Origin of the sequence: Cobetia sp. UIB-001, from assembly GCF_044789135.1 — a bacterium.
GTDB lineage: Bacteria > Pseudomonadota > Gammaproteobacteria > Pseudomonadales > Halomonadaceae > Cobetia > Cobetia amphilecti.
Genome location: NZ_CP058244.1, coordinates 1718556 through 1740696 on the forward strand (window position 1 = coordinate 1718556; position 22141 = coordinate 1740696).

At 62.9% G+C, this 22141-nt stretch carries 22 protein-coding genes; 13 read left to right on the top strand and 9 right to left on the bottom strand.

Features of this window, described 5'->3' with window-relative positions; all coding sequences use genetic code 11:
• Nucleotide 1 precedes the first annotated feature (1 nt).
• A complete protein-coding gene (phnE, locus tag HA399_RS07275) occupies nucleotides 2-817 on the top strand; it encodes a phosphonate ABC transporter, permease protein PhnE (protein WP_192838130.1) in 816 nt (271 codons plus the stop codon).
• 195 nt (nucleotides 818-1012) lie between these two features.
• On the opposite strand, the gene HA399_RS07280 is transcribed toward phnE, so the two are convergent.
• Entirely contained in the window at nucleotides 1013-1903 is an 891-nt protein-coding gene (locus HA399_RS07280; protein WP_404326637.1) for a LysR family transcriptional regulator, read from the bottom strand.
• 122 nt (nucleotides 1904-2025) lie between these two features.
• Between HA399_RS07280 and HA399_RS07285 the strand changes: the two genes are divergently transcribed.
• The 7 genes from HA399_RS07285 (at nucleotide 2026) to HA399_RS07315 (ending at nucleotide 7907) form a co-directional block, all read left to right on the top strand.
• Nucleotides 2026-2316, top strand: coding sequence for a putative quinol monooxygenase (locus HA399_RS07285; RefSeq protein ID WP_043332148.1), 291 nt, complete (start codon nucleotides 2026-2028; stop codon nucleotides 2314-2316).
• Nucleotides 2317-2415: 99 nt separating this feature from the next.
• Nucleotides 2416-3144, top strand: coding sequence for a glycine betaine ABC transporter substrate-binding protein (locus HA399_RS07290; protein WP_404326639.1), 729 nt, complete (start codon nucleotides 2416-2418; stop codon nucleotides 3142-3144).
• Nucleotides 3145-3310: 166 nt separating this feature from the next.
• On the top strand, nucleotides 3311-4477 hold the full coding sequence (locus HA399_RS07295) for an L-dopachrome tautomerase-related protein (RefSeq protein ID WP_404326640.1): 1167 nt from the start codon (nucleotides 3311-3313) through the stop codon (nucleotides 4475-4477).
• Nucleotides 4478-4821: 344 nt separating this feature from the next.
• Entirely contained in the window at nucleotides 4822-5835 is a 1014-nt protein-coding gene (locus HA399_RS07300; protein WP_216061022.1) for a zinc-binding alcohol dehydrogenase family protein, read from the top strand.
• Nucleotides 5836-5992: 157 nt separating this feature from the next.
• The gene (locus HA399_RS07305; protein WP_192838136.1) at nucleotides 5993-6388 is read left to right on the top strand and encodes a VOC family protein; all 396 of its coding nucleotides are present in this window, start codon (nucleotides 5993-5995) and stop codon (nucleotides 6386-6388) included.
• A 235-nt stretch (nucleotides 6389-6623) separates the two neighbouring features.
• Nucleotides 6624-7061, top strand: coding sequence for an RcnB family protein (locus tag HA399_RS07310; protein WP_404326642.1), 438 nt, complete (start codon nucleotides 6624-6626; stop codon nucleotides 7059-7061).
• Nucleotides 7062-7478: 417 nt separating this feature from the next.
• Entirely contained in the window at nucleotides 7479-7907 is a 429-nt protein-coding gene (locus HA399_RS07315; RefSeq protein WP_175090282.1) for an RcnB family protein, read from the top strand.
• A gap of 145 nt (nucleotides 7908-8052) precedes the next feature.
• Here the strand turns inward: HA399_RS07315 and HA399_RS07320 are convergent, their stop codons facing one another.
• The 7 genes from HA399_RS07320 to HA399_RS07350 all read right to left on the bottom strand — a co-directional run bounded on the left by HA399_RS07320 (nucleotide 8053) and on the right by HA399_RS07350 (nucleotide 15449).
• Nucleotides 8053-9444: an amidase family protein gene (locus HA399_RS07320; RefSeq protein WP_404326643.1), complete on the bottom strand. Its 1392-nt coding sequence runs from the start codon at nucleotides 9442-9444 to the stop codon at nucleotides 8053-8055.
• On the bottom strand, nucleotides 9441-10124 hold the full coding sequence (locus HA399_RS07325; protein ID WP_404326644.1) for a DUF2848 domain-containing protein: 684 nt from the start codon (nucleotides 10122-10124) through the stop codon (nucleotides 9441-9443). The genes HA399_RS07320 and HA399_RS07325 overlap by 4 nt, the downstream gene beginning before the upstream one ends.
• A gap of 114 nt (nucleotides 10125-10238) precedes the next feature.
• Nucleotides 10239-11519, bottom strand: coding sequence for a TRAP transporter large permease (locus HA399_RS07330; protein WP_054555981.1), 1281 nt, complete (start codon nucleotides 11517-11519; stop codon nucleotides 10239-10241).
• Nucleotides 11519-12124 carry a TRAP transporter small permease subunit gene (locus HA399_RS07335; RefSeq protein ID WP_054555982.1) on the bottom strand — a complete coding sequence of 202 codons (606 nt, stop codon included), beginning with the start codon at nucleotides 12122-12124 and terminating at the stop codon, nucleotides 11519-11521. The genes HA399_RS07330 and HA399_RS07335 overlap by 1 nt, the downstream gene beginning before the upstream one ends.
• A gap of 193 nt (nucleotides 12125-12317) precedes the next feature.
• Entirely contained in the window at nucleotides 12318-13364 is a 1047-nt protein-coding gene (locus HA399_RS07340) for a TRAP transporter substrate-binding protein (RefSeq protein ID WP_043332132.1), read from the bottom strand.
• A 205-nt stretch (nucleotides 13365-13569) separates the two neighbouring features.
• A complete protein-coding gene (locus tag HA399_RS07345; RefSeq protein ID WP_404326645.1) occupies nucleotides 13570-14370 on the bottom strand; it encodes a putative hydro-lyase in 801 nt (266 codons plus the stop codon).
• A gap of 176 nt (nucleotides 14371-14546) precedes the next feature.
• A complete protein-coding gene (locus tag HA399_RS07350; protein ID WP_064503238.1) occupies nucleotides 14547-15449 on the bottom strand; it encodes a LysR family transcriptional regulator in 903 nt (300 codons plus the stop codon).
• Nucleotides 15450-15535: 86 nt separating this feature from the next.
• Here HA399_RS07350 and HA399_RS07355 point away from each other — a divergent pair, with 86 nt between their 5' ends.
• The 5 genes from HA399_RS07355 to HA399_RS07375 all read left to right on the top strand — a co-directional run bounded on the left by HA399_RS07355 (nucleotide 15536) and on the right by HA399_RS07375 (nucleotide 20686).
• Nucleotides 15536-16465, top strand: coding sequence for a LysR family transcriptional regulator (locus HA399_RS07355; protein WP_043332328.1), 930 nt, complete (start codon nucleotides 15536-15538; stop codon nucleotides 16463-16465).
• A gap of 408 nt (nucleotides 16466-16873) precedes the next feature.
• Nucleotides 16874-17902, top strand: coding sequence for a TRAP transporter substrate-binding protein DctP (gene dctP, locus HA399_RS07360; RefSeq protein ID WP_404326646.1), 1029 nt, complete (start codon nucleotides 16874-16876; stop codon nucleotides 17900-17902).
• 175 nt (nucleotides 17903-18077) lie between these two features.
• A complete protein-coding gene (locus tag HA399_RS07365; protein WP_404326647.1) occupies nucleotides 18078-18644 on the top strand; it encodes a TRAP transporter small permease in 567 nt (188 codons plus the stop codon).
• Nucleotides 18641-19918 (top strand): TRAP transporter large permease, encoded by a 1278-nt coding sequence (locus tag HA399_RS07370; protein WP_404326648.1) that lies wholly within the window; start codon nucleotides 18641-18643, stop codon nucleotides 19916-19918. The genes HA399_RS07365 and HA399_RS07370 overlap by 4 nt, the downstream gene beginning before the upstream one ends.
• Before the next feature lie 6 nt (nucleotides 19919-19924).
• Nucleotides 19925-20686: a M15 family metallopeptidase gene (locus HA399_RS07375; RefSeq protein ID WP_404326649.1), complete on the top strand. Its 762-nt coding sequence runs from the start codon at nucleotides 19925-19927 to the stop codon at nucleotides 20684-20686.
• A gap of 127 nt (nucleotides 20687-20813) precedes the next feature.
• Here the strand turns inward: HA399_RS07375 and HA399_RS07380 are convergent, their stop codons facing one another.
• Nucleotides 20814-22091, bottom strand: coding sequence for a Zn-dependent hydrolase (locus HA399_RS07380; protein WP_404326650.1), 1278 nt, complete (start codon nucleotides 22089-22091; stop codon nucleotides 20814-20816).
• Nucleotides 22092-22141: the final 50 nt, after the last annotated feature.

Consider the following 22141-nt stretch of genomic DNA (forward strand, 5'->3'; position numbering starts at 1 on the left):
CATGACAGACAGTTCCTCGTCTCACGCCCCTGTCTGGCAGCGTTCTTCGTCGCGTCAGCGCCTGGTGAAGTGGGTTGGCCTGTTCTGGCTGGTGGCGTTCAGCGTCTACTGCTGGCAGGTGATGAATGAAGACACCATCTGGGCCTTCGTGGAGGATGCGCCCGCCCAGGCGGCCGATATCGGCGGACGCATGTTCCCGCCTGAGTGGAGCTACCTGGGGCGCTTGTGGCAGCCGCTGTGGGACACCCTCAACATGGCGACGCTGGGTACCGTGCTCGGCGTGATCATGGCCGTGCCGGTCGCCTTCCTCGCCGCCAGCAACACCACGCCGAGCGTGCGCTTCATCCGTCCGCTGGCGCTTTTGATCATCGTGGCCTCGCGTTCGATCAACTCGCTGATCTGGGCGCTGCTGCTGGTCGCCATCATCGGCCCGGGGCTGCTGGCGGGGGTGATCGCCATCGGTCTGCGCTCCATCGGCTTCGTCGCCAAGCTGCTCTACGAAGCCATCGAGGAGATCGATGAGCGTCAGGTCGATGCCGTGCGTGCCACCGGTGCCTCGGGGCTGCAGGTGATGAACTACGCCGTGGTGCCGCAGATTCTGCCGGCCTTCTGGGGCATCAGCGTGTTCCGCTGGGACATCAATATCCGCGAGTCGACGATTCTGGGGCTGGTCGGGGCCGGTGGGCTGGGGCTCAATCTGCAGTCCTCGCTCAACGTGCTGGCGTGGAACCAGGTCAGCATGATCTTCGTGGTGATCCTGTTTACCGTGATCGCCTCCGAGTGGGTCTCGGCCAGGGTGCGCCAGGCCGTGTTGTAACCTGGCCCATCCCCGGATCCAGATCCAGGCCCAGACCCTGAGGCATGTCCGCAACACGCGCAAAGCAAGACGCCAACACCTCTGTCGCGCGCAATGCGCACAGAGGTGTTGGCGTTCTGGTTGCGGCAAATGTCTCGCCAGATCGACAGACTACGAGCCGGCAAATGACGAGGCAGCTGTGCGCCTGTGTCCTGATCAGGCCGGTTCGCTGAAGGTCTCGACCAGATGCTGGGCAAACGCCTGCACGCGACGCGGTTGGGCGCGCGCCGGCGGAAACAGCAGCTGCAACGGCGAGGGCGGTGCGGCATGTTCCGGCAGCAGTTCGATCAGGCGACCCGCGTGGAGATCCTCCTTCACATCGACTTCCGATTTTAGGGCGATGCCCAACCCTTCCAGGCACCACTGACGCACCAGTTCGCCGTCATTGGCGATCCGGTTGCCACTGACGGTGACGATCTGCGGCACCTTGTGACTGCCGAAGCGCCATTCGTTGTCGAGGCTCTTTCCGAAGCGCATCACCAGGCAGTTGTGGTGCTTGAGGTCCACCGGCGTCAGCGGCGCAGGATGCTGCGCCAGGTAGGCGGGGGAGGCGCATATCAGGCGGCGTTTCTGGCCCAGATGCCGCACGCGCAGCGTGCTGTCCATGATGGTGCCGAAGCGCAGGGCAAGATCGATTCCCTGGCCGACGATATCCACGTAGCTGTCCGACAGCAGCAGTTCTATCTCGATGGTGGGGTGCAGATGCTGGAATTCGGTGATGGCGCGTGACAGGGCATTGCGGCCCAGGTCGCTCGGCGCACTGACGCGAATGCGGCCGGTGAGAGTCTGGGCGCCCAGGCGGATGCGGGTCTCCAGTTCCGAGACGCTGTCGAGCAGGCCGCGAGCTTCTTCCATCAGCGTCCGGCCTTCTTCAGTCAGGCTGATGGCGCGCGTGGTGCGGTTGAGCAGCACGACCCCGTAATGGGCTTCCAGCGCGGCGAGGCGCTCGGACACGGTGGTGGGCGACAGCCCCGTCTCGCGTCCTGCGGCGGTCAGGCTGCCTTTCTCGATGATGGTCAGGAACAGGGCGATATTATCCAGCAGCATTGTACGGTTTTTCCGAATTATCTTTGCGCAAGTTGGATGTTTATACGGATGAGGCTTGTGGCTAGGATGACCACATCGCTTGCGCAACTCAAGCTTCCCGATCACGCCACGGAGTGTCTTTCATGACCCAGCTGACCATCATCGCCAATATCCATGCCAAGCCGGACCAGATCGAGCAGGTCAAGGCAGCGCTTCTGGCACTGGTGCCGATCACCCGTGCCGAGGAAGGCTGCCTTGGCTACACCCTGCACCAGAACAACGACAATCCGGCGCATTTCACCTTTCATGAGAATTGGGCCTCGCGGGAACTCTGGCAGCAGCACATGCAGGCCCCGCACCTGGAAGAGTATGTGGCAGCGACCGAAGGCGCGGTCAGCGAATTCACCCTGCATGAAATGACCGCCTTCGATTGAGAGGCGGGCCTGGTCCCTGGATATGGGTCCTGACTTACCACCGCGGCCATGCAGGCCTGCTCGCTTTATTTCCCCTTCAACAATCCAATTGAGGCAGTCATGACAGACCCCATCCGTATCGGCCATATCGCGTTGTCCTTCCATGAGGCCAGTGCTCGGGAAGTGGCGCGTGTTCTGGAGAGCCACGGTCATGAGGTGACCTTCGCCTCTGCTCCCCACGAAGAGGCCTTCGCGATGCTGGGGCGAGGGGAGGTCGACATTCTGGCCTCCGCCTGGTTGCCGTCGAGTCATGAGACTTACCTGGCCCCCATGCTGGATGACGTCGACAAGATCGCCGTCATCTATGAGCCGTATTGCATCTGGGGAGTGCCGGATTACGTGCCACAAAGCGCGGTGGCAAGCGTCACGGACCTGCTGCGGGAACCGGCGCTCAGCAAGATGGAGCTGATCATCCAGGGCATCAATCCGGGGGCCGGCATCAGTCGCTTCTCGGCCGAGATGATCAAGCAATATGGTCTGGACGCCGCCGGGTATGTCTTCCGCACCGGCAGCGAAGCGGACTGCTTCGATCGTTACGAAGCGGCGGTGGCGCAGGGGCGTTGGGTCGTGGTGCCGCTGTGGCATCCGCAGTTCCTGCATCACCGCTACCGGATTCGCGCCCTCAAGGAGCCCAAGGGGCTGCTGGGTACCCAGGATGACGCCACGCTGGTGGTGCGCAAGGAGGCTCGCCTGCGCATCGGCGCCGCGGCCCTCAAGGACCTCTCTCAGCTCTACATCGGCAATCCTCGCTTGAGCGAACTGGAAGACGACCTGCGTCGCCGCGCCTGATGCGTCGCACCTGATTTATCGCACCTGAGTCTTCTCGCCTGAGTTTTCTAACCTGAATCTCGACAAACCCCGGGCGATGGCCACGTCACCGCCCAGTCTCTTCATCTCATCATCATCGACCCTGCCGGGCTGGCGCACAGCGCCAACCGGCGGGCAAGGAGCCCCCATGCCGTTTTCTCGCCTCAAGACTGCCATTCTCATCGCCTCGCTGGGCGTTGCCACTGTCGCCAGCGCCACTCAGGCGGCCGCTGACAGCACGGCCGTGAACCCCCAGAATGCGCAAGCCGCCTCCCTGCGCGACGGCACGCTGACCACCGTCGCCGAATATTCGGACACCCGCCCCGGCAACATCACCTTCACGCCGGATGGCCGCTTGATCATGTCCCAGCAGCCTCTCGATGCACCGGCACTGCGCGTGGTCGAGATCACCCAGGACGGCAAGCGTGTGCCGTTCCCGAACCTGGACTGGGCCGATGGCCCGAAAAAGGGCGAGGTCGGCATCGCCTCGATCATCGGCGTGCACTCCGACAGTCAGGGCGTGGTGTGGATGCTCGACATGGGCAGCCAGGACAGTGCGCCCAAGCTGGTGGGCTGGGATACCCGCAGTGATTCGCTCAAGAAGGTGATTTCGCTTGCCGGTGACAGCGTGCTGCCGATCTCCTTCCTGCAGGATTTCGTCATCGATGAGCAGCGCGGCAAGATCTATATCGCTGACATGACCTTTACCGCGCCGGCCTCCAGCATGAAACCGGCCTTCGTGGTGGTGGATATCGCCAGCGGCAAGACGCGTCGCGTGCTGCAGAGCGATGAAAGGCTGATGCCGGTGGAACACGATATGGTCATCAATGGCCATCTGATGGCGGCCAAGGGCGACAAGAATGGTGAGCCGAAGCCCTGGTACCTGGGCTTGAACGCCATCGCCTTCGATCCGGCGGATGACGTCGTCTATTTCGGTGGCGTGAACGGCAGTGAGATCTATCGTCTGCCGGCGGCTGAGCTGGCCGATGACACTGCCACGGCGGCGGAACTGGCTCGCGCCATCACGCCTTACGCCCCCAAGCGCCCCAATGATGGCTTCATCTTCGATGCCAAGCGCGGCGGCATCATCGCCGGTGACGCGGAGCACAACGCACTGACCTTCTCATCGCCGGAGGGCATGTCGGTGATCGCCCAGGATGACGAGCGTCTGCGCTGGCCGGATGGCTTCGCCTTCGCGCCGGATGGCAGCCTCTACCTCACCACCAACCAGCTGAACGCCCATCCGGCACTCAATCAGGGCGTGGATGGCAGTGACAAGCATTACTACCTGCTCAAGCTGACACCTGCCAACTGACCCTTGCTCCCTTACTCCCTCGGGCCTAGGTCCTTGGGCAACACATTGCCTTGGCGCCATGGCTTTCTCGTTAGCCTGTGATCTGCGCAGGACGTGTCTCACGACCGTCCTGCGTTGTCGTTTTTGTGTCTGGCCGGCGCATCCCGCATCGCAAGCCGATCACCCGTCGGCGTCCCCTTGCACGCAACACGCAAACTCGCCATACATTATCCGCTTTATCCGGATTAACCTTGCGGTCATGGGCTGTTTTTACGCCAAGGCCAGAGAGTTAACATGCTGTCATCGCATCACGGCAAGGCCATTCAGTGCTGCCGTGACTGACATGATCTTTAGGAGAGACTTTGATGAAAGCCATTGGTTACTACGCTGCCGGTTCCGTTGATCGTGACGATGCCCTGGTCGATATCGAACTCGAGACGCCGGTTGCCACCGGTCACGACCTGCTGGTCAAGGTCGCCGCGGTCTCGGTGAATCCGGTGGATTACAAGATTCGTGAGAGCCGCGAGCCGGCCGCCGGCGAAGCTGCCGTCATCGGATGGGACGCCGTGGGCGAAGTCGTCGCCATCGGTGACCAGGTCACGGCCTTCGCCCCGGGCGACAAGGTCTGGTATGCCGGTGATCTCACCCGCGCCGGCACCAACAGCGAATTCCACCTGGTGGATGAGCGCATCGTCGGCCATGCGCCCAAATCCGTGGCGGCCCATGAGGCGGCTGCGCTGCCGCTGACCACGCTGACCGGCTTCGAGATGCTGTTCGATCGTCTGCGTGTCACCGAGCCGGTGCCGGGTGCTGCACGTGCCATCCTGATCATCGGCGGGGCCGGCGGCGTGGGCTCCATCACCATCCAGCTGCTGCGTGAGCTGACTGACCTGACCATCATCGCCACGGCGTCACGTCCCCAGACCCGCGAGTGGGTGAAGTCACTGGGCGCGCATCACGTCATCGACCACAGCCAGCCGCTGCCGGCCCAGATCGAGGCGCTGGGCATCGGTGCACCGGCCTTCGTGTTCTCGACCAACTTCTCCGAGCACTACGCGCCGCAGGTTGCCGAATTGATCGCGCCTCAGGGCCGTTTCGGCATGATCGATGACCCACAGACCCTCGATGTGGTGCCGTTCAAGCCCAAGGCCGTTTCCATCCATTGGGAGCTGATGTTCACTCGTTCACTGTTCACCACCGCCGATATCACGCGTCAGGGCGAGATCCTCACCAAGGTGGCGGGTCTGCTGGACACTGGCAGAATCACCTCCACCGCGACGGAAACCTTCGGCACCATCAATGCCGAGAACCTCAAGCGCGCGCATGCCTTGCTGGAAAGCGGCAAGGCCAAGGGCAAGATTGTCCTCGAAGGCTTCTGATCGAAGCCACTGTCGAGGCGGTGATGTGAAAGGAGTGCGGCCGGGCAACCGGTCGCACTCCTTTTCGTGAAAGACACTCTCATTGCCACCCAGCACTCACAAGCCACCTTGACTGCTGGCGAGTGCCGGGTGGCTGATACAATGATGGAACCCTGTCATGGGCATACAGCGCCTTGATCATGTGAACCTGCGAACCGGACAGCTGAGTGCCATGCTCCAGTGGTATGGCGATGTACTGGGGCTGCACAGCGGGCCGCGACCCGATTTCCCCTTCGCCGGTGCCTGGCTTTACGCCGGAGAGGTGGCGGTCATCCATCTCATCGACATCGGTTGCCTGCCAGCGATCAGCAGTGATGCCAGTCTCCGGCTTGAGCATTTCTCGCTTGCCGCCACGGATATCGAGGCATTCGAGGCGCGCCTGGCGGCGTCCCGTACGCACTATCAGCGGATCGCGCTCGCGGGGGGCGGGCTTGTGCAACTGCACATGCGAGATCCGGACGGCAATCATCTGCATCTCGATTTTGCCACCGCACCCTGCCGCGCCGTGGCCTGATCTGGCTCTTGGAGGTCATATCTTGCTCTAGGAGGTCATATCTGGCGCCAAGTGGCTGCCAGACTTGAGGAAAGCGTGTAGATCGTGCGTTATCCAACCGCAAATTGCGCCGCTGACGCGATAAGCTGATGGTAGGGAATGGCGATCTGGAACGCAGGGTGTCCAGCCGCCAGCAAGATGGCCTGAGCTGGACTCAGCACAGCGCACGCATACGCAATCAGCCGAGGAGGCCAACATGGCGAAGCGGTCATTTGCGGTACTGACCCTGATGTTGTCGTTGCTGGGTGCTGGCCTCGTGCAGGCTGACTCGGCGGGTGATGGCAATGATGACAAGGACGATGAGCGTCTGCGCCAGAAGCATCATGATCTGGAAGGTCAGGTAAAGGCGCAGCGCGTTCAGGCGCAACAGATGCGGGAATTGAAGAAGATTCAGCACCAGGAAAAGCTGGCTGAGAAGAAAGCGGTGGCAGAGGCTTCGCCGGCTCATGTCTGGAAGCGGGGCGGCAAGGTACCGGACACTATCGCCCGGGATGATGACCTTCGGGTCGAGAACTGGCAGCAGCACAAGCTCTCGGAACCCGGCGCCAACCAGCGCTGGCTTCAGCTCAAGAATGCCTTCGTGCTGATGAATACCGAAAGCCAGGTCATCGATGAGATCGTGCTCGAGCAGTGATGCCGCGGGCAGCGATGACATTACCTATCACCGATGCAAGCTGTCCTCATCTGGCGACGCTCTGATGGGGCACCCACCCCCTTGCGACCATGGAGTGCGCAGGTATCAATGCTTGCCACGCGCCATGGTGCGCCATATCAGCCATTACGAATATCTGCTTCTCGATGTCGTCATTGCGCAACAAGGATGCGTCAACTGGCGACAAGTCGTTGCGAATTGTGCGCAAAAGTGGAGGTTGGCGCGCTGGCTTGCCGTGGCGAACACGAGGCGATAGTGTTCTCTCATACCGTTTGTTAACACTGTTTCTTAACTCTGTCTCATGACCCCGTTTCATGACCCTGTTTCATGGCTCCGTTTCATGACCCTGATTCACAGCCTCGGCATTCCTTGATGCCGAGTACGACGAGGAGGCCAGACATGCGCAATCGCACCCTGACCGTAATGATGATGATCTTCACCCTGATGACCGCGTCGCTGGCGCAGGCATCGCCCAACGACCGCGATAATCGTGGCGGTCAACACAACAGCCAAGGCAACCAACACAACAGCCACGGCAATGGCCATCAGAAGAAAAAGCAGCAGACGCGTCACGACCAGTCTCAGCGTCATAATCAGCAAAAGCATCAGGCGCAGGCCAGGCATCAAGGTCAGAAGTCACACAACTGGCGTCGCGGCGACCATGTGCCGCGCAGCTACTACTCCAACAAGCGTTACTGGGTGAGTGACTGGCGTGCTCACAAGCTGTCTGCGCCGCCGCAGGGGCATCGCTGGTTGAACATCGATGGTCGCTATGTGCTGGCGGCCGTGGCGGGCGGTGCCATTACCGCGATCATTCTCAATCATTGAGGACAGTCAGACTGTCCGCGTCATGAAAAAGGGGCCTCCATCTGGAGGCCCCTTTTGCGTTTTTGCGCTCGCCGCTGCTGAGCTAAGCCATTGCTGTGGCAGCCATTGCTGCGGTCAGCCGTTGCTGCGCTCAGCCGGCACAGCACTATTGCGCGAGCAGTTTCTCCAGCGCCTGGGCGACGCGCAGCAGCGCCACATCCTGACCCTGAGGGCGTGACAGCATCAGGCCCAGCGGCTCTTCGTTCACCGCTGCTGGCGCCGGAATCGAGATCGAGCTGGCATCCAGGTAGTTGAAGACGCTGGTGTTGCGCAGCGCGCGCTTGTTGAGCTGGGCGAAGAGCGCGCCATCCTGCTCCAGCAGGTCACGACGCGGGGCACGCATGGCAACGGTCGGCATCAGCACCGCATCGACATCCTGCACCTGCTGGGCGAAGCGTTGCTGGATGGCGGTGCGCGGCCACAGGCGTGCCAGATACTCGCTGGAGGTGATGTCGCGCCCGCCGTTCAGGCGTTCGGCGATTAGCGGATCATACTGGGCTTCGTGGGCGGCCAGCAGTTCGTGATGCACGGCGGCCGCTTCCGGAATGACCAGCCCGCCGCGCTGATTGATGGCGTAAGCGGCCTCAATAGCCTCGACCGGCGCACGCTGGAGGCGAACCCCCAGACCCTCGAGCCGTTCCAGCAGGGCGGCGAAGTCGGCGGCCACATCGGCATCCACTTCACTGACCAGCTCGCTCTCCGGCACCAGCAGCGTCAGCGGGCGGGTGAGTGGCGTCGCGTCAGCGACCTCACCGCTCAGGACTTCCCACAGGCGGCGACAGCAGGCGACGCTGGGCGCGATGGGGCCGACGCAGTCCAGGCTGGGTGACAGCGGGAAGGCGCCATCCCCCGGCACGCTGGCCTGTGACGGCTTGAAGCCGGTCAGGCCACAGAAGGCCGCCGGAATTCGCAGCGAGCCGCCGGTATCGCTGCCCAGGGTCGCGGCTGCCAGTCCGAAGGCGACGGAGGCGGCACCGCCGGAGGTCGAACCGCCGGTGATGCGCTCGCCGTCGAAGGGGTTGGGCGGCGTGCCGACATGCGGGTTCAGGCCCAGGCCAGAGAACGCGAACTCGCTCATGCTGGTGCGGCCGGCATGCAGCATGCCGGCGGCTTTCAGGCGGCTCAGTGCCACAGCGTCCTGATCGGCTAGTTGGCTTCCTGCGAGTGCCCGCGAGCCTGCCAGCGTCGTCATGCCGGTCTCGTCGAAGAGGTCCTTGATCGAGACCGGGACACCCCCCAGCGGCAACGACGTCGCCGCCGCCTTGAGTTGCTGCTGAGCGGCGGCCTGCACGCTCATGCCAGCATCATCGCGGCTGATGATGCTGTGGCTGGCGCTCTCGCCCAGGGCCTGATGGCGCTCGGCAAGCACCGTGGCGCTCTGCTCGGGGCCGAAACTGCCTGTCTGATAGGCGGCCAGCAACTGCGTCAATGTGCGCTGGCGGGGCGGGCGCGCCCAGAATTCACGCGCCTGCTCAAGGCGCTTGCTCTCATCACTCATGCCACCACCTCAAGTTCTTCCACCTCGTAACGGTGCTCGATGCGACGACCGGTCTGCGGGTCGATCAGGCGCATGGTAAAGCTCGGGCTGGGGCGGATGCCACCGATCGCCGGCACGGTGCCGCATAGCAGTACGCTGTTGGGGGCCAGGCTGCCGTCCTTGGCGATGCCGGCCGGCAGGCGCTCCATCAAGGTGGCGACCGGCAGCAGCTCGGCGAGAGTGCCCTGCTGATAGCGCACGGTCTTGCCGGCGTCTTCGATCTCGCTTTCGATCTTGAGGCTGTCCCAGTGGTCGATGACCTCACTGAGCTTCCAGGCATGGCGGGCAATCGGCTTGGCGCACAGCTGCTTGGATTCGGCGACGCCGACGGCTTCGAGCTTGCGGTCGGTGTGGTCCGAGGCGATCGTCACCCACAGGGTGCCCTCGGCGTCGCTGACCAGACAGGTCTCGACCTCACCGGAGCCTTCGCCACCGAGCATCGCGACCTGAGAGGCCTGGGTCAGGGTCTCGCGGGTCACGCGGTAGAACAGCGGGGTCTGGGAGGGCGGCGCCACGCCCAGCAGCTTGAGCTCGTCGATATGGTGCTGCACGCCCGCCTGGTCGCGTCCGGCCCAGCCGGCAATCGCGACGCGCTGGACATCAAGGGTGAATTCGCCGTTGTCATGGGTAAAGGTCAGCATGGGAATCGCTCCGTTATCGGGGGTTGTCGTTGTTCTGTGCAGGAAGTCTTGAGTGAATGGTGTTGCGTCAATGACACCTGCCGGCTTGCCAGCAGGTGTCAGTCAAAAGCGGCTTTACAGTGCCGAAGGCAGCCACAGCGCGATCTGCGGGAAGGCCACCAGCAGCGCGGCCATCACCAGCATCGCGCCCAGATACGGCAGGGTGCCGATGATGACGTCGGCGAAGGCTTCGCCACGCCGTGAGGCCTGCACGATGTAGAGGTTCAGGCCGACTGGCGGGGTGATCAGTGCCAGCTCGACGAACAGGATCATCACGATGCCGAACCACACCTTGTCGTAACCGGCCGCCGCGATCAGCGGGGTGACGATGGGAATGGTGATGACCATCAGCGACAGGGTCTCGATGAAGAAACCGAGCACGATGAACAGCGCGATCACCGCCATCAGCAGCGCGAAGGGTCCCAGGTCATAGGCTTCGAGCAGGCCGGTGACCTGCTGGACCATGCCGGAGGAGGCCAGTGCGAAGTTGAGGAAGGAGGCCGCCATGATGATGAACAGGATCATCGAGGTGGTCTTGACGGTGCCGTCCAGCGCGCGGCTGATCATCGACAGATTCAGCGAGCGGTTGATGGCGGCGAGGCCCAGCGAGGCCAGCACGCCGATGGCGGCGGCTTCGGTCGGCGTCGCCCAGCCCAGATAGATGGAGCCGACGATGACGATGAACAGCACCAGCAGCGGCAGCAGGAATGACAGGCTCTTGATGCGGGTGCTCCAGCTGGCGCTCTGGCGCGGGCCGCCCAGTGACGGCTTCCAGACACACAGCAGCAGCGAGGCCAGCATGAACAGCGCCGCCAGGCCGAGGCCCGGTACCAGGCCGGCCATGAACAGCTTCGGGATGGAGGTCTCGGTCAGGAAGCCATAGACGATCAGGTTGATCGACGGCGGAATCAGGATGCCCAGGGTGCCGCCCGCGGCGATGCTGCCGCAGAACAGCTTGGCGTCATAGCCGAGCTTCTTGCCCTGGGGCAAGGCCACGGTCGAGACCGTCGCCGCCGTCGCCACCGAGGAGCCGGAGGTCGCCGAGAACAGTGCCGAGGTGGTGATGTTGGCGTGCAGCAGGCCGCCCGGCAGCCACGAGAGCCAGTGGTCCATGGCGCGGTAGGCCTTCTCGGCTATGCCGGCGCGCACGATGATCTCGCCCATCAGCACGAACAGCGGAATCGCGATCAGCAGAAAGGAGTCCGCGGCAGACCACAGGTTCTGGCCCAGTGCCTTGGTCAGCGGGAAGAAGGAATAGAACTGGTCGATCCCGAAGGCGAGCAGAAAGAGAGTGACCGCAACCGGAATGCCGGCCAGCAGCAGGGTGAGGATACCCACCGAAAGAAAGCCCAACATCAGCGTGTCTCCTTGGTCGTGGAGGCCGCCTGGGCCAGAGCCCCTTCGCTTTCTCCGTGATCGGGGCCGGCCAGTGTCTCTAGCGTGGTGGTATCACGCAGACAGGCGGCAACGAGAACGCGCAGTCCCAGCACGCTGGTGGTGATCGCGAACCAGGCATAACCGGACAACCACAAGAGCTGCGGAATCCACAGCGGCGTCGCCAGCGGGGTATTGGCGGTAGAGCCGTTGCTCAATGACTTGCCGAGCACCGGCCAGGCATTGATCAGAATCACCCAGGCCACCAGGTTCAGCGCCAGCATCGCGAGGATATCCAGGGTGTGGCGCGAGAAGGCCGGCAGCTTGCCGTGCACGACATCGATACGGATGTGGGCGCGCTCCATCAGGGTGTGGGAAAGGCCCCACGCCGAGAGCATCGCCAGCACATACCCGGCATATTCGTGCACGCCGGGCAGCGGATGATTGAACAGTTGGCGCATCAGGATTTCGGCCCCGATGAAGACCACGACGGCCAGCAACAACAGGCCCATCAGGCGTGCGGCGTGGCGTGATATCGCGCGTGTCAGTGACACGAGGACATCGAGTGCGTGAAGGAAGGAGTTCATGAGTCGGGTCCTGCTGGGGCGCTGAACGAAGGCCGCTTTCTCGAGAAAGCCTGCTTTTGAAAGCTTGCGCTTGAATACACAGGCGCGAGTCGTTCAGCGCTACGTCTCTGGGGAACATGTCTGCCACGTCGGGACAGGGCGAGGCTATCGGCACCTGCTCGCGAACAGGCTTCGGTGAGCAGGTGCCGTTGGATCACTCCGCGCTAGCGGTCAGGCCGACGACCTTGCCGACGCTTTCGTTCCAGGTCTTGCGCGTCTCGGCATCGACACGCGCGGCCCAGGCAGGCAGGACGGTGTCTTCGAGCGCCGCACGTGCGCGCTTGGCGTCGTCATCGCTGAAGTCGACCAGCGTCATGTCGGCGCTCTTGCCCAGCGGGCAATCGCCTTCGCCGGTCAGGCAGGCCACGCCACGCGCGGTCTCGCCACGCGCGTTTTCCCACACCGGCGCGGTGAACTCGCTATCCACCTGCTGCTGGATCAGGGTCTGGGTCTCGGCGCCCAGGCCCTGCCACTTGTCCTGATTGATGGCGGTGATCACGTAATCCCAGCCACCCAGCGGCAGCGGCATCAGGTGGCTGGACACTTCATGCCAACCGGCGCTGTAGCCGGAGAGCGAACCGGTGACGGCGCAGTCGATGACGCCACGCTCCAGGGAGCCGGGCACCTCGTTGAAGGCGATGTTGAGGCTCTGTGCCCCCAGCGCCTCGATGAACTCACCGGTGGAGCGGCCGCTGGCACGCACCTTCTTGTCCTGCAGGTCATCGAGCCCTTCGATCGGGGTGTTGCAGAACAGCACCTGGGCCGGATACGGCACGATGGCCAGCACGTGGCTGTTGAAGCGCTTGTTCATGGTGGACTCCGCCAGGGGGCGGAAGGCCTCGGCGACCTGCTGCGCTTCCTCGGCAGTGGGGGCCATCATCGGCAGATCCAGCCCTTCGAGTTCCGGCGCATCGGACACGGTGTAGTCGGCCACGGTCATGCCGACATCGAAGACACCATCGCCCAGATAGCGATAGACGTCGGAGCCGGGGATACCCATCTGATCGAAGGTGGTCACCTGGGTGCTGAGTTCACCGCTGCTGGCGGCCGGGAGGGTCTCGCTCCAGAACGGCTTCTCGAACTGACGGTTGAGCTCCAGGCTGCTCCAGCTGCCTACCACGTTGAGGGTATCGGCAGCATTGGCGCTACCGGCGGCGGCGAGTGCGAGACCAAGGGCGGAGAGGGCAAAACGTGTCTTCATGGGAATCACCATTGTTGTTGTGCATCTGGTGTTATCGGAAAAGCTTGTTGGCTACATCTTTGCGGGGTGTGTCTTTCCCGCTGCTGTTCTGTGCGTTGCTGTGCTGTGTTTCGATTCGCGGTGCGTCCCTGCACTGCGCCGGGCGTGATGAGTGCGGATTTCTCTCATGCTCGGCAGTACGCTCGGCAGCACGCCTGGCAGCAGGTCATCCGTACTTGAGACGATGATTGGGAATGTCGGTAATCAGCATGTGGCCCGGGCTATGCGCGATCGCCAATGGCAGTCGGGCATTCTCCAGCGCCAGTTGTGGTGTGACGCCACAGGCCCAGAACACCGGCAGGTCGCCTGTCTCAAGCGTAGGCGCATCGCCGAAGTCTGGGCTTTCGATATCGGAAATACCGATCAAGGCGGGGTCGCCCAGATGGACGGGGGCACCGTGCACACGAGGCATGTCGGTGGTGATCTGGATCGCGCGAATGGCGTGCGCCGCCGACATCGGGCGCAGGGATACCACCAGGTTGCCGTGGAAGCGCCCGGCACTGATCAAAGGGATATTGGTGCGATACATCGGCACGTTGCGCTTCAGGCGCGCATGGCGAACCTCGACACCCTCGTTGAGCAGCGCCTCTTCGAACGAGAACGAGCAGCCGATGGAAAACGCCACGAAATCGTCCTGCCACAGGGCGGCGATATCCTCGCGCGTTTCCTCACGCTTGCCGTGACGGTAGATGTGATAGGCCGGCAGGTCGTGGCGCAGGTCGATATTCTCACCGAGCCCTGTCGGGGCGGGAGAACCGACGGCCGTGACATCCAGCAACGGGCAGGCCTTGGGATTGGCCTGGCAGAATTGCAGAAATTCACCGGCAGCCTCGGCTGGCAGGATGATCAGGTTGGTCTGGGCGTAGCCGGCAGCGATACCGCTGGTGTGGCTGGCCCAATGACCGCTGCGGATCTGCTCGCGCGCCTCGCGGGGGGACGACGCGGCACTGAGAAGTGTCTGGGGCATCGTGGGAGCTTCTTGTGAAGTTGTTGTTGTCTGTCTTCACCATAAGAAGCGCACCCGGATAAATCCAATCGATTTTTATCGAGTCAAGCCATCGGAAATTCCTTTCATGTGGCGCGAGTCAGTAGAGACATCATGGTCGAAAGGGAGGCTATGCAGGGTATGAAAGCCCGAGAAGATCAGGCGATTCGTGAATGCGCCTCCTGATCCTGGCGGGCGATCTCGATGGCGAGTTCACACACGCCTTCGGCGAGGGCGCTTTCCATATGAGTCGGCCAGGAGGCGGTGAAGGTCAGCTCAGGCAGGTCGCAGGGCAGGCTGAGCAGGGTGCCCTGGCGGATTTCCTCAGCGACGATACGTGGCGGGATGGCGCCGACGCCCAAGCCATCCAGGGTCATGCGCACGATGGTCCATAGCGAGCTGGAGCAATGCAGCTTCACGTCATCCAGCCCCATCTGATGGAGCATGGAGCCAAGTTCATGGTGCGGTCGGCTGTTGCGGGCAAACGAGATCAGCGGCAGAGAATTCAGGCGCCGCAACGAGAAATTGTCTTCGGTGAAGCCCAGCGCGGGGCTGATCACGAAGCCCATCGTGTAGTTGCAGAGAAAACGATTGAGCACGCTCTCTGCCGTCACCGGCCCCATCAAGAAGGCGAGGTCGATATCGCCGGCGGTGAGCATGGCGGCAAGTCCCGGGGAGCTGTCGACCTCGAGCTCCAGCGTGAGGTCCGGGTAGCGGCGCGCCAGTTCGGCCAGAAAGCCGGGCAGCCAGCTATGCGCGACGGTCTCGACGACGCCCAGTCGCAGCACGCCCTGGAAGGGCGTATTCAATTCCATCATGGACAGCGCTTTCTGGCGCGCTTCCAGCAACGCCTCAGCGTGGCGATAGAATTCGCGCCCCTTGAGCGTCGGCTGTACCGGTCGGCGAGTGCGCTCCAGCAGGCGGGTTTCCAACGTGGTTTCCAGCTTGTTGATGCGTTCGGAAATCGAGGGCTGGGTCAGATGCAGATGCTGAGCGGCCAGCCGGAACGACCCCAGGCGCGTGATCCACACGAAGGCTTCCACTTCCTTGAAATCGAACATGTCGCGCCTGCCTGGGAGAGTGGTGTGAGAGTTATCGTCGGGGGCATCGTATGATGGATAACAACAAATAGCAGGTAACGTGACCCATGCTCAATCCCAAGGCGCTGACGGCGCTGAATGAAATCATCCGCCGGGGCTCACTGCGGCGCGCGGCGCGGCATCTGAATCTCGACCCTTCAGCGGTGAGCCGCCAGATCAAGCAGCTGGAAGAAGAGGTGGGTGTCGCGTTGTGCGAGCGCAGCGAGACGGGCATGCGCGCTACCCAGGCCGGGGTGTTGTTGCTTGATCACTTTCATCGCCAGCAGGCGGCGGAGGCGGCAGCGCTCTCGCAGCTGAGCGCCTTGCAGGGCCTGCGCAGTGGTGAGGTGAGAATCGCGGTGGGCGAAGGCTTCATTGCCGATCTGATCTCGCTGCCGTTGCAGAGCTTCATGGCACGTCATCCCGGCATCGAGGTCGTGGTGCGCATGGCGGGGGTGAATGAGGCGACTGAGCTGTTGCGCGACTTCGAGGTGGATATCGCGCTGCTCTACGCCCCGCCCGTCGATCCGATTCTTTGTTGTCATGTGGAGACCTGCCAGCCGCTGGATCTGATCGTGCCGGCGGAGCATCCGCTACTCGAGATCGCAGAGCCGTTGACGCTTTCGCAGGTGGCGCAGTGGCCGCTGGCGTTGATCGATGAATGCACCGGCATGCGTCAGATGGTCAATCAGGCGGCGCAGCAGGAGCGGGTCTCGCTGCGCGCACAGTTGCGCACCAATTCCGTATCGGTGCTCAAGAATTTCGTGCGTTCGGGAATCGGCGTGACCTTCATGCCGGAGTTGAGCGTAGTGGAGGAGCTGCGGCGCGGCGATATCTGCCTGCTGCCGATGCAGCACCCCGCGCTGGCGACGACCCGTGCGCAGATGTGTACGCGGCGTGGGCGCGAGATGACCGTCGCCGTCGAGGCCTGCGTCACCCATCTTCAGCAGGGCCTGCGATTCTTTACTGCGGATGCGCCACGATTGCTGGGCAAGTGACGTTCGACAAGTGCCATTCGCCACGTGACATTCAAGCAGCATCGCTCGACGCACAGGCCAGGGTATCGGTGCTGACGGGCGCTTGTTCAGCTCTATCTCCTCACACGACTGTCCCATTGCACAGGCCATTCTCTCGCTTAGTGCAGCATGTCACAGAACGTCCCGACTGCCCCGTACAGGCCATGCTGGCGGGGCAGTCGTCGTCAGGAAGGGCACTATTCAGGCGCTTTTTCAGGTGTGGACGAAAAAACAACACACAGGCGATTGATTAGTCTACAGCGGCAACGCTACTTTCGAGGTGTGAAGGCGAAAGTCCCTCACCTTGACTGGCCGCAGGGCCACACTGACAGAGGCGGCGTCACTCCCGCCGAATACAACGAATATTTACAACAACAAAAGGGAATCCACATGTCCTTGTCCAAGACATCTCTGCTGCGCAAGACGCTCACCGGTTCCACTCTGGCGCTCAGCCTGCTGGCGGCCAGCGTTCAGGCCCAGACCATCAACCTCAGCTACAACGGTGCACCGGATGCCGACAAGAACGCGGTGCATGTCTTCGCCAGCAATCTGAAGACCCTGGTGGAAGAGAAGACCGATGGCGAGCTGGAACTCAAGCTCTATCCCAACAGCATGCTGGGCGAGGAGCAGGAGCGCATGGAGCAGGTGATCAGCGCCCCGAACCTGAACATCGCCTCCTTCGCGGGCATGGCCCCCATCGTGCCGGAAGTCTATGTCAGCGCGACGCCGTTCATGTTCGACGGCTTTGATGAGGCGCGCCATTTCTTCGATGAGGGTCAGTACTGGCAGCAGGTGCAGCAGCTGTTCAGCGAGCGCACCAATGGCGCCGAGATTCTGGCCGTCGTGGAGGAAGGGGGCTTTCTGGCCTTCACCAACGACAAGCGCCCGATCACCAGCCCTGATGATTTCGAAGGCCTGCGCTTTCGCGCGATGGACCCAAGCCAGGTAGCGCTCTACGAGGCCTTCGGTGCCTCGGGCACGCCGATTCCATGGACGGAGGTCTACATGGCGCTGCGCACGGGGGTGGCGGATGGTCAGATGAACCCGCCGATGTACATCCTGCTGGGCAGTCTGCAGGAAGTGCAGAAGTACCTGACATTGGCCAACATCCAGTATTCCGATCAGTTCCTGGTGGCCAATGGTCAGCTGCTCGAGAGCCTGTCGGACGAGGAGCGCACGGCACTTCTCGAGGCGGTCCAGGAAGCCAATGCGCAGGCTCGTCAGGACAACCAGAGCCAGGTCGAGTCACGTATCGCCTCGCTGGAAGAGCAGGGCATGCAAGTGATTCGTCCCAGTGAGGCTGATCTCGAGGCATTTCGCAGCAAGGGCCAGCCGGCCTACCTCGAGTGGCTCAAGAGCCAGGACATCACGCCAGAGCTGATCGACACCGCCATGAAGGATGCCGGCCTGTCCTCGTGATGGCCTTTCTAGATGGTCTGTTGCGATGACCTGACACGCTGACTCGGTGAAAGGCGAGTGACGCTCAGGCATCAGCGAGCATCCCGCTGCGGTACCCGGTGCCCGGGCAGTGACAGTCCGGGCATCGAGGCTCTGAATTTCCCTCCTTGCTGGTGGATTGCGGTAAATGACTTCCATGACTCCTTCACGACAGCCTTCCCTGCGGGAAGGCCTGCTGCTTGCCTGTGGCCGTGTGACACTGGCGATAGCGGCGGTACTGCTGGCTTCCACGGTGCTGATCATGCTTTACGGCGTGGTGATGCGCTATGTACTGGGCGGCGCGCCCATCTGGGTCGATGAGCTGACCCGCTATCTCATCATCGCCAGTGTCATGCTGGCGATCGGCGTCGTCTGGGCTGAAGGGGCGCACATGCGCGTGGCGCTGCTGGAACGGCGTCTGCCTCCGCGCATGGCCACGGCGCTGATCCATTACCAGTGGTGGCTGACGCTCGTGCTGATGGCGGGCGCGACCTGGATGACCTGGCACTACGCCATGTCGGCGAGCATGTTCCGCACCATGGGGCTGGGCGTCAGCCGCAGCGTGCCGATGCTGTCAATGCCGATCGGCTTCGCGCTGATCACGCTGCAGGTCCTGCTGCATGGCCCACGGCCGCTGACATCCCCGGCGCTTGAGATCGCGCCGGACGAGGAGGTCGATGAGTCTGCGACACACGATGATATGACAGGAGGGCCACGCACATGATCTGGGCAATGTTGGCCATCTTCGTCGTGCACGTGCTGCTGGGCCTGCCGCTGTTTCTCTCCCTGCTCGTCACCGCCGTGACCGGCTTTCTGTTCGTCGATATTTCGATGCTGGAGCGCCTCGGGCCGCAGCAGTTCTTCGGTGGCATCAATGCCTTCTCGCTGATGGCGATTCCGCTGTTCATTCTCGCCGGCAACCTGATGAACATCAGTGGCCTGACCGAACGCCTCATGCGTCTGGCACGCCTGATGGTCGGACATCTGCGCGGTGGCATGGGCCATGTCAATGTCGTCTCCAGCGTGTTCTTCGCCGGTGTGAATGGTTCGGCGGTCGCCGATACTTCCGCGCTGGGCTCGCTGCTGGTGCCGGCCATGCGCAAGGAGGGCTATTCGACTTCCTTTGCCGCAGGTCTGACGGCGGGCAGCTCGTTGATCGGGCCGATCATCCCGCCCAGCATCTTCATGATCCTCTACGCCTCGCTGACCAACACCTCCGTGGGCAGCCTGTTCCTGGCCGGTGTCGTACCCGGTCTGGTGCTGGCGGTGGCATTCATGGCGATGAATGCCTGGTATACCCGGCGTCATGGTCTGCAGGCACGTGGCCAGGCACCGGAGCGTCGCGAAGTGATCGCGGCGATCATCGGGGCACTGCCTGCGCTGGTGGCACCGGTAATCATCGTCTCCGGTATCGTGCTGGGCATCGTGACCCCGACCGAATCCGGCGCCTTGATCGTGGCCTATGTGCTGCTCTGCGGCTTGTGCCAGGGGCCGCTCAAGCTTGTCGATGTCTGGGGTGCCATCAAGGACACGGCGCGTCTGACCAGCGCCATCTTCGTGATCATGGCGGTGTCGTCCATCGTCAGCTGGCTGCTGTCCTATGCTCAGGTGCCCAATCAGTTCGTGGCATTGCTGACGCCCTATATCGACAGCCCGATCCTGATCCTGTTGCTGCTCAGCGCCATCACCTTCGTCACCGGCATGTTCATGGAGGAAGTCTCGGCCTTGATGCTGTTGACGCCGATCTTCGTGCCCGTGGCCATGGCCGCCGGCATCGACCCCGTGCACCTGGGGGTCATCATCACGCTCAATATCACCATCGCGCTGATCACGCCGCCGATGGGCGCCTGCGTGTTCGTGGCCGCCGCAGTCAGCAAGCTCGAGATCACCTCGCTGTTTCGCACCATCTGGCCGTTCGTGCTGGTGGCGGTCGCGGTGCTGCTGATGCTGATCATCTTCCCGCCTCTTACCCTGTGGTTGCCGACCCTGTCTGGATAACAACTCATGACGTCAACATTGAATCGCCCAATTCCCCCCATCCCGAGTCATGACGAGCCGGACTGGACGCAGGTTACCCGAATCCCCGTCAAGGGCTGTGACAGTACTCTGGTGCCGACCAGCCTCGGGCCGTCATGTCTGAAGGTCTATCCCGCCTACGCGCGCCTCGGTATCCCCGGGGCGGTCAATGAATGTCTGGTGCGGCTTGCGGTGTATCAGCGCCTGTTGCAGGCCGCGCGCGCCTTGCCGCAAGGGCTGTCGTTGGTGGTGATGGATGGCTGGCGTCCCTGGCGGGTGCAGCAGTATCTGTTCGAGACGCTGTATCAGTCGCTCAAGACGCATGACCCCGAGCTTGATGAGGAGCAGCTGCTGGCGCGTACGCGCGAATTCGTCTCGCTGCCCAGCCGTGACCCGGACGCGCCGAGTCCGCATCTCACCGGCGGCGCCGTTGATGTCACCCTGTGTGACGCCGATGGCTTGCTGCTCGAGATGGGGACGCTGTTTGACGAGGCGACCCCCGAGTCTCATGCGGATCATTTCGAGCGTCATCCGCCTGCCAGCGATACGCCCCAGGCCGAGGCACGCGACAACCGGCGTCTGCTCTATCACGTCATGACCCAAGCCGGATTCACCAATCTGCCCAGCGAATGGTGGCACTTCGATTTCGGTGATCAGCTCTGGGCCTGGTACCGCGGCGAACCCGAGGCGCTGTTCGGTCCGGCGGAGATGGACAGCATCGAGAGTCTCTGGAAGCGCTCACTGGCGTGAAGGTGTCAGAGCATGCCTGACAGCCGCTGGCCTGCAAGACACGAAAGCCCCGCTCGATGGCGACTCGAGCGGGGCTTTCGTTTCAGCAGCTTATGCGATCAGCGTTCAGCGGGCCGTGCCTGATGGTTCAGCTGACGATCTCGGCCTGATCGAGCATCGCATGGAAGAGCACGTTGCAGCCGGCGTGCAGGTCCTTGGGCGCGGCGTTCTCGATCTCGTTGTGGCTGATGCCGCCTTCGCAGGGCACGAAGATCATGCCGGCGGGGGCGATACGGCCCATGAAGATGGCGTCGTGGCCGGCGCCGCTGACGATGTCGAGATGCGAGTAGCCGAGCTGGCTGGCGGCATTGCGCACCGCGTTCACGCAGTTGTCGGCGAAGTGTTCCGGCACGAAGTCGGCGGTGGGGGTGAGCTCGTAGGTCAGACGATGCCGCTGACTGACGGCTTCGACGACTTCTTTCAGCTCCGCGACCATCGCGGTGAGGGAATCGGGTTCCAGCGAGCGCAGGTCGATGGTCATGTTGACCTGCCCGGGGATGACGTTGCGCGAGCCCGGGTGGACCTGCATCACGCCCACGGTACCGCGACCGTGCGGCGCGTGATCGATGGCGATGCGATTGACGGCGACGATGATCTCGGCCGCGCCAAGCATGGCGTCCTGGCGCAGTGACATGGGCGTGGGGCCCGCGTGCGCCTCCTGACCGGTGAGGGTCAGATCGAACCAGCGCTGGCCCAGCGCGCCCATCACCACGCCGATGGTGGTCTCTTCATCTTCCAGAATCGGGCCCTGCTCGATGTGGCTCTCGAAGAAGGCGCGCACGTTCTCGCGGGGGATCTCATCGCTGCCGCGATAGCCGATGGCGTCCAGTGCCTCACCGGCGGTCACGCCGTCGCTGTCCTGCTGGGCGAGCATCTCATGCAGTGACAACTGGCCGGTATGCACGCCGGACCCCATCATGCAGGGCGCGAAGCGACAGCCTTCTTCATTGGTCCAGACCACCACTTCCACCGGGCAGCGGGTCTTGATGTCGTGCTGGTTGAGGCTGCGCAGGACCTCAAGCCCGGCCATCACCCCGAAGCAGCCATCGAACTTGCCGCCGGTCGGCTGGGTGTCGATGTGGCTGCCGGTCATCACCGCCGGTGCGTCCGGATCGGTGCCGGCGCGGCGCGCGAAGATGTTGCCGATGGCATCGATACGGATCGTGCAACCCTCGGCCTTGCACCACTGAATGAAGAGGTCGCGCGCCTGGCGGTCCAGCTCGGTCAGCGCCTGGCGGTTGACGCCGCCCTTGGGCGTGGCGCCCAGCTCGGCCAGGGTCATCAGTGATTGCCACAGGCGATCGCTGTCGGTGCGCAGCTCGCTCAGGGTATTCGCGGGCGATGTGTCCATCTGGGCAGTGGTCATCGGCTTCATCCTCTCGTGGATATTGTTGTTGTACTTCCGGTTCCGCTTTT